Raw genomic sequence first — 13,815 nt, 5'->3', positions numbered from 1 at the left:
TTTATTAGGGAGTACGGTTGCGGCTTACTTCTTCGCCGCAAACAACGCGTCGAGCTTCTGCTCGAAGGTGTGGTAATCGATGCGATCGTAGAGCTCCATGCGAGTCTGCATGGTGTCGATGACATTCTGCTGAGTGCCGTCGCGGCGGATCGCGGTGTAGACGTTTTCCGCGGCCTTGTTCATCGCGCGGAATGCCGACAGCGGGTAGAGCACCAGCGACACATCGGCGCCGGCCAGTTGCTCGGTGGTGTACAGCGGCGTCGAGCCGAATTCGGTGATGTTGGCCAGGATCGGCGCTTTCACGCGGCTGGCGAACAGCTTGTACATCTCAAGCTCGGTGATGGCTTCCGGGAAGATCATGTCGGCGCCGGCCTCGATGCACGCGGCGGCGCGATCCAGTGCCGATTCCAGACCTTCAACGGCCAGCGCGTCGGTGCGGGCCATGATCACGAAGCTGTCGTCAGTGCGGGCATCGACGGCGGCTTTGATGCGGTCGACCATTTCCTGCTGGGTCACGATCTCTTTGTTCGGACGGTGACCGCAGCGCTTCGCGCCGACCTGGTCTTCAATGTGAATCGCCGCCGCGCCGAACTTGATCATCGACTTGACGGTGCGGGCCACGTTGAACGCCGAGGCGCCGAAACCGGTGTCCACGTCCACCAGCAGCGGCAGGTCGCAGACGTCGGTGATGCGACGCACGTCCGTCAGCACGTCATCCAGGCCGGTGATGCCCAGGTCCGGCACGCCGAGGGAGCCGGCAGCCACCCCGCCACCCGACAGGTAGATCGCCTTGAAACCGGCGCGCTTGGCCAGCAGCGCGTGGTTGGCGTTGATCGCGCCGACCACTTGCAGCGGATGTTCGCTGGCGACCGCATCGCGGAAACGCTGGCCTGGAGTGCTCTTGTTGGAACTCATGACTCACCTCGTTCAGTGGCTGTCTTATTGTCGGCGCCGTCCTGGTAGTGACGGGCGATGTTGCGTTTCGAGGCGCCGATGTGGCGGCGCATCAACAATTCCGCGAGCTCGCCGTCACGGTCGGCGATGGCATCGAGAATCCGGTGGTGTTCGGCAAAGGCCTGGCGCGGGCGGTTGGGCGTGGTGGAAAACTGGATGCGGTACATGCGCACCAGTTGATACAGCTCGCCGCAGAGCATCTGGGTCAGGGTGCGGTTGCCGCTGCCCTGGATGATCCGGTAGTGAAAATCGAAATCGCCTTCCTGCTGGTAGTAGCCGACGCCGGCCTGAAACGCCGCATCGCGTTCATGGGTTTCCAGCACCCGGCGCAGTTCGTCGATTTCTTCGACGCTCATGCGTTCGGCCGCCAGACGGCAGGCCATGCCTTCGAGGGATTCGCGGATTTCGTAGAGTTCGAGCAATTCGGCGTGGCTCAGCGACACCACCCGCGCACCGACGTGCGGCACGCGCACCAGCAGGCGCTGGCCTTCCAGCCGATGGATCGCCTCGCGCAGCGGCCCACGGCTGATGCCGTAGGTGCGCGCCAGTTCCGGCTCGGAGATCTTGCTGCCCGGGGCGATCTCGCCTTTGACGATGGCCGCCTGGATGCGCCGGAAGACGTTTTCCGAGAGGGTCTCGGAATCATCACCGCTGATCACCGGGGGATCGAGTTGATCCAGCATATTGTCGACACCTTCAAATCCAATGCGGCAAAAACTAGCGAATCGGCCTGAATCAGTCAAAGGATAAATAGAGATTGTCGACAATCGTCTAATAAGCCTGCGTATCAGCCCCAAGGGTTATAGACCGCCCCCGGCGCTGGCGCCATAAAACCACCGTGCTAGAATGCCGCCCGCATTTGCGAGTCATTTGCACGGCTTGTCATAAAAAGCTGATAGGCACACGAAGGCGCATGGGCAGACAGGATTTCCTGATGCCATGGCCCTGAACCGAGAACGGAACGCTGCTCGCCAGGATTTATGAGACTCAAGCCCTTCCCCACATTCTTTGCACTGTTTTGCCTGCCCGGCCTCGCCGCGGCGGGGGAAAAGACCGTGTACGGCCTCAACGAATACGCTGCCCTCGACGGGATCAACCTGGAAGTGGCGGCGAAACTCGACACCGGGGCGAAAACCGCCTCCCTGAGCGCCCGCGACATCAAACGTTTCAAACGCAACGGCGAGTCCTGGGTACGTTTCTACCTGGCCATCGACGCCGCGCACTCGCACCCGATCGAACGGCCGCTGGCCCGGGTCAGCAAGATCAAGCGCCGCGCCGGCGACTACGACCCGGAAGAAGGCAAGAAGTACACCGCCCGCCCGGTGATCGAGCTGGACATCTGCATGGGTTCGGCAATGCGCAGCATCGAAGTGAACCTGACCGACCGTAGTGCGTTCCAATATCCGCTTTTGATCGGCTCCGAGGCGCTGAAACGCTTCGATGCGCTGGTCGATCCCAGTCTTAAATACGCTGCCGGCAAACCCGCCTGCGCCATCGCCGCTCATACCGCCGAGTAATTTCCATGCGTTCTCTAACCTTCCACCTGAAAGTCCTGATCACCATCCTGGTGTTGCTGGGCGTTTCGGTTACGGCCTATCAGATTTTCGTGCTCGGCATTCCAGTGACCGAAGACGCCACCGACGACCTGTGGAACATCGACGCCAAGGTCGAGTTCGTCGCCAGCACCAAGGATCCGGTGAAGATCCAGATGTTCGTGCCGCCCCTGAGCCGCGATTACGTCAGCCTCAATGAAAGCTTTATCTCCAATAACTATGGCGTGGCGGTCAATCGTGTCGACGGCAACCGCAAGGTCACCTGGTCGGCACGCCGGGCCAAGGGCAACCAGACCCTTTATTACCGTCTGGTGCTGACCAAGCGTTACACCGCCGAAAAAACCAAGATCAAAGGCCCGACCTTCCGCGACAGCATGGCCATCGAAGGCCCGGAAAAGATCGCCGCCGAAGCCCTGCTCGCCCCGATCCGCCAGCACTCGGCCGACGTCGAGACCTTCATTGGCGAAGCGATCAAACGCGTCAACAACGTCAACGACGACAACGTGAAACTGCTGCTGGCCGGCGATCCTTCCACGCCGCACAAAGCCAAGATCGTCGAACTGCTGCTGTCCATCGCCCACGTCCCGGTGGAGAAAGTCCACACTATCCGCCTCGTCGCCGATCAGCCGCAAACCCCGGAACTGTGGCTGCGCAGCTTCAATGGCACCGACTGGCTGTACTTCAATCCGGAAACCGGCGAGCAAGGCCTGCCGACCGACCGCCTGCTGTGGTGGAGCGGTGATGAAAACCTGATCACTGTCGACGGCGGCAAGAAAGCCAACGTGACCTTCAGCCTGAACAACAGCGAGATGAACGCGATTCGTCTGGCCAAGCTGACCGACGAAAACACCGACGCCAACTTCCTCGAATACTCGCTGTACGGCCTGCCGCTGCAAACCCAGCAGACGTTCATGATCATGGTGATGATCCCGATCGGCGTGCTGGTGATCCTGATCCTGCGCAACCTGATCGGCCTGCAGACCCTCGGCACCTTTACGCCGGTGCTGATCGCCCTGGCCTTCCGCGAGACACAACTGGGCTTCGGCATCCTGCTGTTTACCGTGATCACCGCACTCGGGTTATCGCTGCGCTCGTATCTGGAACACCTGAAGCTACAAATGCTGCCGCGGCTGTCGGTGGTGCTGACCTTCGTGGTGGTGCTGATTGCGGCGATCAGCCTGTTCAGCCACAAGCTCGGTCTCGAGCGTGGCCTGTCGGTGGCGCTGTTCCCGATGGTGATTCTGACCATGACCATCGAACGCCTGTCGATCACCTGGGAAGAACGCGGTGCCAGCCATGCCATGAAAGTGGCGATCGGCACGCTGTTCGCGGCGTCCCTGGCGCACCTGATCATGACCGTTCCGGAGCTGGTGTACTTCGTGTTCACCTTCCCGGCGATCCTGCTGATTCTGGTGGGCTTCATGCTGGCCATGGGTCGCTATCGCGGTTATCGCCTGACCGAGCTGGTGCGTTTCAAGGCTTTCCTGAAGAAGGCTGACGCCTGATGTTCGGTTTCTGGAAGACCTGGAAGGCCCTGGAAGCCCGGGGCATCATGGGCATCAATCGGCGTAACGCCGACTACGTGCTCAAGTACAACAAGCGCAGCCTGTACCCGATCGTCGATGACAAGATCATCACCAAGGAACGCGCGATCAAGGCCGGCATTCATGTGCCGGAACTGTATGGCGTGATTTCCACGGAGAAGGAAATCGACAAGCTCGGCGAGATCATCGGCGGGCGCAACGACTTCGTGATCAAGCCGGCCCAGGGCGCCGGCGGTGACGGCATCATCGTGGTCGCCGACCGTTTCGAGGGCCGCTATCGCACGGTATCGGGCAAGATCATTGCCCACGAAGAGCTGGAACATCATATCTCCAGCATCCTCACCGGCCTGTATTCGCTGGGCGGCCACCGTGATCGGGCGCTGATCGAATACCGGGTGACCCCGGACCAGATCTTCAAGAGCATCAGCTACGAAGGCGTGCCGGACATCCGCATCATCGTGCTGATGGGCTACCCGGTGATGGCGATGCTGCGGCTGCCGACCCGTCAGTCCGGCGGCAAGGCCAACCTGCACCAGGGCGCCATCGGCGTCGGCGTCGACCTGGCCACCGGCCTGACCCTGCGCGGCACCTGGCTGAACAACATCATCACCAAGCACCCGGACACCACCAACGCGGTGGACGGCGTGCAACTGCCGTACTGGGACGGTTTCATGAAGCTCGCGGCCGGCTGCTATGAGCTGTGTGGGCTGGGTTACATCGGTGTGGACATGGTGCTGGACCAGGAGAAAGGCCCGCTGATTCTGGAACTGAATGCGCGGCCGGGACTGAATATCCAGATTGCCAACGATTGCGGGCTGACGTTACGCACCCATGCGGTGGAAGCGCATCTGGAAGAGCTCAAGGCGCGTGGAGTGACGGAGTCGGTTGAAGAGCGGGTGGCGTTTGCTCAGGAATTGTTTGGGCATATTCCGGCTGTTGAAGGCTGATCCTAAAAGCTGAAGAGCAGAAAAGCCCCTCACCCCAGCCCTCTCCCGGAGGGAGAGGGAGCCGAACGAGTTGGATGTTCACGCTCCATCGACCTGAAAATCCGGAGTCGAACTCACGGCTTGAAAAGCCCCCGATCTGCTCCCTTTCCCCCTCGCCCCCTTGGGGGAGAGGGCTGGGGTGAGGGGGTAGGCTTTTGACTTTGATCTGGCATCGGAGAGGACTACAATCCCCACCCCGCCTCAATGGCCGATCTGCCCCGCCCATGTTGACCTGTTCCGTACACCCGCTGCCCTACCGAGCCAACCCCGCCGACTATTTCGCGGCCGTCCGCCATGCGCCCGGCGCCGTGCTGCTCGACAGTGGCCGGCCAAGTGCCGACCGTGGCCGTTATGACCTGCTCAGCGCCTGGCCGCTGGAACAACTGGCGGTTTTGCCGGACGAGCGCGGCGACGATTTCCTGCAACGCCTGCGAGGCAATCTGACCCGATTGGGCGACGCGCAATTGCCCGATGGGTACGAACTGCCCTTCGCCGGCGGCCTGATCGGTTACCTGAGTTACGACTTCGGCCGGCATCTGGAAAACCTGCCGAGTCAGGCCCGGGATGATCTGCAATTGCCCGATGCGCGATTTGGTCTGTACGACTGGGCCTTGATCAGCGATCACCAATCGGCAACCAGCCAACTGGTGTTTCACCCGTCCGTCAGCGCCAGCGAGAAACAGCGGCTGATCGATGTATTCAGCCAACCGGCGGGCACTGAACTGACCCCGTTCAAGCTGAACAGCCCGATGACAGCCGATCTTTCGGCCGATGAATACCGCAAGGCATTCGAGCGCATCCAGCATTACATCCAGGCCGGCGATTGCTATCAGGTCAACTTCGCTCAACGTTTCCGCGCACCGTGCCAGGGCGATCCATGGCTGGCCTACTGCAAATTGCGTGAGGCCTGCCCGACGCCGTTTTCCGGTTTCCAGAGCCTGCCCGACGGCAATGCGGTACTGAGCCTGTCGCCCGAGCGCTTCGTCAAAGTCAGTCAGCGTCAGGTGGAAACCCGCCCGATCAAAGGCACCCGTCCCCGTGGCGCGACCCCGACCGAAGACGCAGCGAATGCCGCCGAACTGCTGGCCAGCCCCAAGGATCGCGCGGAAAACCTGATGATCGTCGACCTGCTGCGCAACGATCTGGGCCGCACCTGCCGCATCGGCTCGGTGCGGGTGCCGGAGTTGTTCAGCCTGGAAAGTTATCCGAACGTGCATCATCTGGTCAGCAGTGTGACCGGTGAACTGGCGGATGATCGCGATGCGTTGGATCTGATAGCCGGCAGCTTCCCCGGCGGCTCGATCACCGGCGCACCGAAGATCCGCGCGATGCAGATCATCGACGAACTGGAGCCGACCCGGCGTGGTTTGTATTGCGGTTCTTTGCTGTATCTGGACGTGCGTGGCGAGATGGACAGCTCCATCGCCATTCGCAGTCTGCTGGTGAAGGATGGCCAGGTGTGCTGCTGGGGCGGCGGCGGGATCGTCGCCGATTCGGACTGGCAGGCGGAGTATCAGGAGTCGATTACAAAGGTCAGGGTTCTGCTCGAAACCCTGCAGAACCTTTAACCGCTGTTGATCGTTCCCACGTCGAGGCGTCGAACCGTCCGCGTGGGAACGATCATGTGGTGGCTACAAAGTCAGATCGCGATTCGAGGCTTTGAGGAATTCCTGCTTCAACTCTTCGAACGTATGCACCGCCGGAAACTGCGGAAACTCGCGAATCACGTTATCCGGCGCATGGAACAGAATCCCCGCATCCGCTTCGCCCAGCATGCTGGTGTCGTTATAGGAATCCCCCGCCGCGATCACCCGGTAATACAGACTCTTGAAGGCCAGGACTGACTGACGTTTCGGATCTTTCTGACGCAACTGATAGCTCGTCACCCGCCCGCTGTCGTCGGTAATCAGTCGATGGCAAAGCAAGGTCGGAAAGCCCAGCTGACGCATCAGCGGCTGGGAAAACTCATAGAACGTATCTGACAGAATCACCACCTGAAACCGCTCGCGCAGCCAGTTGACGAACTCCACCGCGCCGTCCAGCGGCTTGAGGGTGGCGATCACTTCCTGAATGTCCGAAAGCTTCAGGCCATGCTCGTCGAGGATGCGCAGGCGCTGCCTCATCAGCACGTCGTAGTCGGGAATGTCCCGGGTGGTGGCCTTGAGCGATTCGATTCCGGTTTTTTCGGCGAAGGCGATCCAGATTTCCGGCACCAGCACCCCTTCAAGATCAAGACAGGCGATTTCCACAAGACACTCCCGTTTGTAATGTTTATTGAGTCGAGCGAGCCCGAACTCTAGCGGCTCGACCTGGAGCGCGCAACGCAGAGGCCGCCCCGGCGGGCGTTGCTTTTTGTTACCATCGCCGCCATATAGAGCGCCCAGCGCCACCGACCTGTAGGAAGCCGCCCTGATGAGCCCAACGTTCGACGTCGTGGAACTCGCCACGACCTATGCCAACAAATCCGCGCAGGACATCCTAAAACTCGCGTTCGCCGAGTTCGGCGATGACCTGTGGATATCTTTCAGCGGTGCCGAGGATGTGGTGCTGGTGGACATGGCCTGGAAGCTGAACAAGAACGTCAAGGTGTTCAGTCTCGACACCGGCCGCCTGCATCCGGAAACCTACCGCTTTATCGATCAGGTGCGCGAGCACTACAAGATCGACATCGAACTGGTCTCGCCGGACTACACGAAACTTGAACCGTTCGTGAAGGAAAAAGGCCTGTTCAGTTTCTACAAGGACGGCCATGGCGAATGCTGCGGCATCCGCAAGATCGAGCCGCTGCGCCGCAAGCTGTCCGGCGTCAAAGCCTGGGCCACCGGCCAGCGCCGCGACCAGAGTCCGGGCACCCGCAGCGCCGTGGCGGTGATGGAAATCGATACAGCGTTCTCCACCCCGGAGCGCACCCTGTACAAGTTCAACCCGCTGGCACAGATGACCAGCGAGGAAATCTGGGGTTACATCCGCATGCTGGAGCTGCCGTACAACAGCCTGCACGAGCGCGGTTTCATCAGCATCGGCTGCGAACCGTGCACCCGCCCGGTCCTGCCGAACCAGCACGAACGCGAAGGTCGCTGGTGGTGGGAAGAAGCGACCCAGAAAGAATGCGGGTTGCATGCCGGGAATATCATCAGCAAGGCGTAAGCATCCCTGATGCCCCGTGGGAGCAAGTCAGCTCCCACAGTGTTCTCTACCCACCTTGAAAAATGTGTACACACGAATGTCACCATCGGTGCCATTTATGTGTGCACTTTTCGTTTCTTCGCCCTGAAAAGTTACATCACGCATCAGAAACATTCCCTCCCGACGTCCGCCAAAATTCCTCCCGAAAAATAAATACCTGTTCGAACGGTCAATTTATATCGCCCGTATTTCAACGACTTGGCGCCATTCAATAACTTTTCGAAATCAGCGGTGGTTTTCATAGATCGCCGACTGGCACAGATCTGGCTTAAGTGCATACATGTTTTGTATACAAAACTGCAAAACATGAACCCACACTTTCGATCCGCAAGCCTGAAGCGCCCTATCCCGTACAGGCTGCAGATGCCCCGTAACCAGTGATGTTTTCACCGCCGCGACGAAGATCTGCCGAGCCCGAACGCTCATGCACAGTCATCGCAGCCCGAACATCAGGAGCCTGCCGGAATGCGTACGAGTCTCTCCAATAACAACATCGCGCTGAATCTGCCCGCCTCTTCCACCCTCGACCACAGCGTGCCCGGTGATGGCATCGCCGAACCGCTGCAACTGAGCCCGCGCCTGCACAACAGCGACCTCGCGCCGACCAAGGTCGAAGGACGGCGCTGGGGCAAATACAGCATCTTTGCCCTGTGGACGAACGATGTGCACAACATCGCCAACTACTCGTTTGCGATCGGCCTATACGCACTGGGCCTGGGCGGCTGGCAGATTCTGCTGTCGCTGGGGATCGGCGCGGCGCTGGTGTATTTCTTCATGAACCTGTCCGGTTACATGGGGCAGAAAACCGGCGTGCCGTTTCCGGTGATCAGCCGGATCAGTTTCGGCATTCACGGGGCGCAGATTCCTGCATTGATCCGGGCGGTGATCGCCATCGCCTGGTTCGGCATTCAGACGTACCTGGCGTCGGTGGTATTTCGCGTGTTGCTCACGGCGATCCATCCCGGTTTCGCCGATTACGACCACAACTCGATCCTCGGCCTGTCGAGCCTGGGCTGGGTGTGTTTCGTGGCGATCTGGTTCGTGCAACTGGCGATCCTCGCCTACGGCATGGAAATGGTCCGCCGCTACGAAGCCTTCGCCGGGCCGGTGATTCTGCTGACCGTCGCCTGCCTCGCCGCGTGGATGTACACCCAGGCCAACGCGACCATCGCCTGGTCGATTCGCGAACCACTGACCGGCGGCGAGATGTGGCGCAACATCTTCGCCGGCGGCGCCTTGTGGTTAGCGATCTACGGGACGCTGATTCTCAACTTCTGCGACTTCGCCCGCTCTTCGCCGTGCCGCAAAACGATCAAGATCGGAAACTTCTGGGGCCTGCCGGTCAATATTCTGGTGTTCGCCGGGATCACTGTCCTGCTGTGCGGTGCGCAATTTCAGATCAACGGCCGGATCATCGAAAGCCCGACCGAAATCATCGCTTCGATCCCCAACACGTTCTTTCTGGTGCTCGGTTGCCTGGCGTTCCTGATCGTCACCGTGGCGGTGAACATCATGGCCAACTTCGTCGCCCCGGCCTTCGTGCTCAGCAACCTGGCGCCGAAGTATCTGACCTTCCGCCGCGCCGGGCTTATCAGCGCAACGATTGCGGTGCTGATCCTGCCGTGGAATCTCTACAACAGCCCGCTGGTGATCGTGTATTTCCTGTCCGGCCTCGGCGCCCTGCTCGGCCCGTTGTACGGCGTGATCATGGTGGACTACTGGCTGATCCGCAAAGGCCGGATCCACGTGCCGCAGCTGTACAGCGAAAGCCCCAACGGCGCGTATTACTACAGCCGCGGGGTCAACCTGCGGGCCGTGGCGGCATTCATTCCGGCCGCGTTGATCGCGATCGTTCTGGCACTGGTGCCGGGCTTCCACAGCGTTTCGCCCTTCTCCTGGCTGATCGGCGCCGGCATTGCCGGGATGCTCTATCTGATCATCGCCAAACGCCAGCCGCACTACGCCGATGTCGACGGTGAAGCCATCGCCGTCGACAACGTCAGCCACTGAATCTTTTGGCGGCCCTTCGCGGGGCCGCAGAACCAACCGTAATAAGGACTTCCCATGCGAATTCTCGTGGTCAACGTCAACACCACCGAATCCATCACCCAGGCCATCGCCCGTTCGGCGCAGGCCGTCGCCTCCCCCGGCACCGAGATTGTCGGCCTGACGCCGTACTTCGGCGCCGATTCAGTCGAAGGCAATTTCGAAAGTTATCTGGCCGCCATCGCCGTGATGGACCGGGTGATGTCCTACGACCAGCCGTTCGACGCGGTGATCCAGGCCGGCTACGGCGAACACGGTCGCGAAGGTTTGCAGGAATTGCTCAACGTGCCGGTGGTGGACATCACCGATGCGGCGGCCAGCACCGCGATGTTTCTGGGCCACGCCTATTCGGTGGTCACCACGCTGGATCGCACCGTGCCGTTGATCGAGGATCGGCTGAAACTGTCCGGCCTGTGGGATCGCTGCGCCTCGGTGCGTGCCAGTGGCCTGGCGGTGCTGGAGCTGGAACACGAACCGCAGCGGGCGCTGGAAGCGATCGTGCACCAGGCGGAACTGGCGGTGACTCAGGATAAAGCCGAAGTGATCTGCCTCGGTTGCGGCGGCATGGCCGGGCTCGACGAGAAGATCCGTCAGCGAACCGGGGTGCCGGTGGTGGACGGCGTCACTGCGGCCGTGACCATCGCCGAATCACTGGTGCGACTGGGCCTGTCGACCTCCAAGGTGCGCACGTATGCGACGCCACGGCCGAAAACCATCATCGGCTGGCCAGCACGTTTTGCGCGTTGAAACGTTCGGCGAGGCCCAGGGTTGAAAACTGCTCGATGACAAAATCGACGAACGCCCGGGTCTTGCCCGGCAGCAGTTTGTGTTCGGCGTAATAGATGGAGATGTTGCCGTCGTCGACGTACCAGTCGGGCAAGACTCGCTGCAACGTCCCCGCCTCCAGGTAGCCGACCGCGAACGGCATGCTCACCAGTGCAATCCCCAACCCCTGCGCCGCCGTGGCGCAGGCGGCTTCGGAATCGCTCATGGTCATTCGTGCCTTGAGGGTCAGCGGGCTGTGTTGCCGGGTGCGATGCGTCAACTGCCAGGAGCGCACGCGACCGGTCTGCGGTGAGCGGATCAGGATGCCGTCGTGCAGTTTGAGGTCGTCCGGTTCGCTGATCGGCGCGTACCGATCCAGATAATCCGCGGAAGCCACCAACACTCGATGCGCTGGCGTCAGCCTGCGCGCCACCACGCCCTGGGGCAGTTCGAAGCCACCGCCAATCGCCGCATCGAAACCCTGGCCGATCAGATCGACCTGGCGGTTATCGAAATGCCAGTCCGGGTTGATCGCCGGAAATCTTTTCAGGAACTCCCCCAGCAACGGCACGATGTACAAGCGGCCGAACACCGTGCCCATGCTGACTTTCAGCGTGCCCGCCGGTTGACCGCCGGCGCTGGCCAGATTGTTCACGGCATTCTGGATGGTGGTGAGACTGCCGCTGACCTCACTCAAAAACAATTGCCCCGCTTCCGTCAGGGTCAATCTTCGAGTGCTACGCTGGAACAGCCTCACGCCGAGGCGCGCTTCCAGTTTCGCCACGCTTTTGCCCACGGCGGCCGGTGTCAGGCTCAGGCGTCGCGCGGCCTCGGCAAAGCTGCCGACTTCGGCGCTGCGCACGAAGCATTCGATACTGCTGAAGGTTTCCATGGCCGTCACTCTAAACTTTTGGTTTACACAGACTATAGCAACCACGGTCTACTCGCCCGGTGGCGAGGGGCAGATACTCGACACCACACCAAGGCAGCCTGCCTTGAAACTTCTGGAGATCGAACATGACCACTCAACACCTCAGCGGTAAAGTCGCTCTGATTCAAGGCGGCTCTCGCGGCATCGGTGCCGCCATCGTCAAACGCCTGGCCGCTGAAGGCGCCGCGGTTGCCTTTACCTACGTCAGCTCAGCCGCCAAGGCTGAAGAACTGCAAAACAGCATCACCGCCACTGGCGGCAAAGCCCTGGCGATCAAGGCTGACAGCGCCGATGCCAGCGCCATCCGCAACGCCGTGAACGCCACTGTCGAAAGCTTTGGCCGCCTCGACATTCTGGTCAACAACGCCGGCGTGCTGGCCGTCGCGCCGCTGGAAGATTTCAAGCTGGAAGACTTCGACCAGACCCTGGCAATAAACGTGCGCAGCGTGTTCATCGCCAGCCAGGAAGCCGCCAAACACATGGGCGAAGGCTCGCGCATCATCAACATCGGCAGCACCAACGCTGACCGCATGCCCTTCGCCGGTGGCGGCGTATATGCGATGAGCAAGTCCGCGCTGGTCGGCCTGACCAAAGGCCTGGCCCGCGACCTCGGCCCACGCGGCATCACCATCAACAACGTGCAGCCAGGCCCGGTCGATACCGACATGAACCCGGCTCATGGCGAGTTCGCTGACAGCCTGATCCCGCTGATGGCGGTCGGTCGCTACGGCAAGGCAGAGGAAATCGCCAGCTTTGTGGCCTACCTCGCCAGCCCGGAGGCCGGTTACATCACCGGTGCCAGCCTGACCATCGACGGTGGTTTCGGCGCCTGATTGATCAGATAGTCGATAACGAAAAACGCCGCCCCTCCTTTGACAGAGGGGCGGCGTTTTTTTTGTCTGCGGTTTGATCAGGCCCAGTCGAGCGCCGGCAATCCGCATGCGCTCGGCGTGAACGCCTTCAACGTACGAAGAATCCCGTCGGCGTGCGCGTATTTTTCATCGGCCATGGCGGCATCAGGAATGGCGATGGCGGTCATGCCGGCTGCTTTCGCCGCCGTCACACCGAATGGCGAGTCTTCGAACACCAGACAATCTTCCGGCGCCACACCCAGGCGGCGCGCGGCGGTAAGGAAGATGTCCGGCGCGGGTTTGGCCGCGCCGACTTCCGGGTCGTCAGCGGTGACGATGAAGTCGAACAACGCGAACCAATCGCGGTGCAACGTGGTTTTCTGACCGAACGACTGACGCGACGAACTGGTGCCGACGGCAATCGGAATGTTGTGCGCCTTGAGGTGGCGGATCAGTTCCTCGGCGCCCGGCATCGCTTGCGCGGTGGGAAAACGCTCACGCATCAGCGGCTCGCGGATCACCAGAAACTCTTCGGCGGTGATCGGCAGGTCAAGCGCTTCAACCACATAACGGGCCAGATCGCCAGCGCCACGCCCGATGATGTTCTGCTTGATGCTCCAGTCGAAGGTGCGCCCGTAACGCTCGGCAATCAGCGAGGTGACCTCGGTGTAGATGCCCTCGGTGTCCAGCAACAAACCGTCCATATCGAAAATCACGGCCTTGATCGGGCCGAACGCCTTCAGCGGTGCATTCATCATCGGATCCGTTATCAAAGACATCCCAGGCGGCGTGAGTAGCGCCGCTGCTCGGATCTGATTAAAGGGTTCAGCAGCATAACGAGCCCTGCCGAGGTTGAGCAACGGGCAATGTCGATCGTCCGCCGAACGCCCTCTCGTACATTTAGAGAATCGCCCTACAGGCATCGCCTACTCGGCTGACTTCTTTCCTGTTTGATCCCCCGCAAAGTTTTGCGCCATTCCCCTGATGCGCGCGAGTGAC

Annotated in this window: 13 protein-coding genes; 8 read left to right on the top strand and 5 right to left on the bottom strand. The window is 60.9% G+C overall.

Going from position 1 to position 13,815, the window contains the following annotated elements; all coding sequences use genetic code 11:
- Nucleotides 1-24 precede the first annotated feature (24 nt).
- Both prpB and QR290_RS10360 read right to left on the bottom strand, forming a co-directional pair.
- A complete protein-coding gene (prpB, locus tag QR290_RS10365; protein WP_007951973.1) occupies nucleotides 25-915 on the bottom strand; it encodes a methylisocitrate lyase in 891 nt (296 codons plus the stop codon).
- On the bottom strand, nucleotides 912-1,634 hold the full coding sequence (locus QR290_RS10360) for a GntR family transcriptional regulator (RefSeq protein ID WP_169432611.1): 723 nt from the start codon (nucleotides 1,632-1,634) through the stop codon (nucleotides 912-914). The genes prpB and QR290_RS10360 overlap by 4 nt, the downstream gene beginning before the upstream one ends.
- Before the next feature lie 300 nt (nucleotides 1,635-1,934).
- On the opposite strand from QR290_RS10360, the gene QR290_RS10355 reads away from it, so the two are divergent.
- The 4 genes from QR290_RS10355 (at nucleotide 1,935) to pabB (ending at nucleotide 6,605) form a co-directional block, all read left to right on the top strand.
- Nucleotides 1,935-2,471, top strand: coding sequence for an ATP-dependent zinc protease family protein (locus tag QR290_RS10355; protein WP_011333239.1), 537 nt, complete (start codon nucleotides 1,935-1,937; stop codon nucleotides 2,469-2,471).
- Between the two features lie 5 nt (nucleotides 2,472-2,476).
- Nucleotides 2,477-4,012 carry an inactive transglutaminase family protein gene (locus QR290_RS10350; protein ID WP_007951967.1) on the top strand — a complete coding sequence of 512 codons (1,536 nt, stop codon included), beginning with the start codon at nucleotides 2,477-2,479 and terminating at the stop codon, nucleotides 4,010-4,012.
- Complete coding sequence (locus QR290_RS10345; RefSeq protein WP_007951965.1) at nucleotides 4,012-4,998, top strand: alpha-L-glutamate ligase-like protein; 987 nt, start codon at nucleotides 4,012-4,014, stop codon at nucleotides 4,996-4,998. The genes QR290_RS10350 and QR290_RS10345 overlap by 1 nt, the downstream gene beginning before the upstream one ends.
- A gap of 263 nt (nucleotides 4,999-5,261) precedes the next feature.
- Entirely contained in the window at nucleotides 5,262-6,605 is a 1,344-nt protein-coding gene (pabB, locus tag QR290_RS10340) for an aminodeoxychorismate synthase component I (protein ID WP_289204829.1), read from the top strand.
- 63 nt (nucleotides 6,606-6,668) lie between these two features.
- On the opposite strand, the gene thrH is transcribed toward pabB, so the two are convergent.
- Nucleotides 6,669-7,286 carry a bifunctional phosphoserine phosphatase/homoserine phosphotransferase ThrH gene (thrH, locus tag QR290_RS10335; RefSeq protein WP_115077125.1) on the bottom strand — a complete coding sequence of 206 codons (618 nt, stop codon included), beginning with the start codon at nucleotides 7,284-7,286 and terminating at the stop codon, nucleotides 6,669-6,671.
- 163 nt (nucleotides 7,287-7,449) lie between these two features.
- Between thrH and QR290_RS10330 the strand changes: the two genes are divergently transcribed.
- The 3 genes from QR290_RS10330 (at nucleotide 7,450) to QR290_RS10320 (ending at nucleotide 11,016) form a co-directional block, all read left to right on the top strand.
- Complete coding sequence (locus tag QR290_RS10330) at nucleotides 7,450-8,184, top strand: phosphoadenylyl-sulfate reductase (protein ID WP_007960132.1); 735 nt, start codon at nucleotides 7,450-7,452, stop codon at nucleotides 8,182-8,184.
- 504 nt (nucleotides 8,185-8,688) lie between these two features.
- Complete coding sequence (locus tag QR290_RS10325; protein WP_289204828.1) at nucleotides 8,689-10,233, top strand: NCS1 family nucleobase:cation symporter-1; 1,545 nt, start codon at nucleotides 8,689-8,691, stop codon at nucleotides 10,231-10,233.
- Nucleotides 10,234-10,287: 54 nt separating this feature from the next.
- A complete protein-coding gene (locus QR290_RS10320; RefSeq protein ID WP_064378736.1) occupies nucleotides 10,288-11,016 on the top strand; it encodes an aspartate/glutamate racemase family protein in 729 nt (242 codons plus the stop codon).
- Here QR290_RS10320 and QR290_RS10315 read toward each other — a convergent pair.
- Complete coding sequence (locus tag QR290_RS10315; protein ID WP_115077122.1) at nucleotides 10,985-11,926, bottom strand: LysR family transcriptional regulator; 942 nt, start codon at nucleotides 11,924-11,926, stop codon at nucleotides 10,985-10,987. The genes QR290_RS10320 and QR290_RS10315 overlap by 32 nt on opposite strands.
- Before the next feature lie 125 nt (nucleotides 11,927-12,051).
- Here QR290_RS10315 and QR290_RS10310 point away from each other — a divergent pair, with 125 nt between their 5' ends.
- Nucleotides 12,052-12,798 (top strand): 3-oxoacyl-ACP reductase family protein, encoded by a 747-nt coding sequence (locus QR290_RS10310; RefSeq protein ID WP_289204827.1) that lies wholly within the window; start codon nucleotides 12,052-12,054, stop codon nucleotides 12,796-12,798.
- Between the two features lie 77 nt (nucleotides 12,799-12,875).
- On the opposite strand, the gene QR290_RS10305 is transcribed toward QR290_RS10310, so the two are convergent.
- Nucleotides 12,876-13,571, bottom strand: a complete 696-nt coding sequence (locus QR290_RS10305) for an HAD-IA family hydrolase (protein ID WP_007960113.1) — start codon at nucleotides 13,569-13,571, stop codon at nucleotides 12,876-12,878.
- Between the last annotated feature and the right edge of the window lie 244 nt (nucleotides 13,572-13,815).

Source organism: Pseudomonas fluorescens, assembly GCF_030344995.1.
In the GTDB taxonomy this organism is placed as follows: domain Bacteria; phylum Pseudomonadota; class Gammaproteobacteria; order Pseudomonadales; family Pseudomonadaceae; genus Aquipseudomonas; species Aquipseudomonas fluorescens_BF.
Note: the sequence above shows the minus strand (reverse complement) of the source record. Positions and strands in the feature narration are given on the sequence as shown.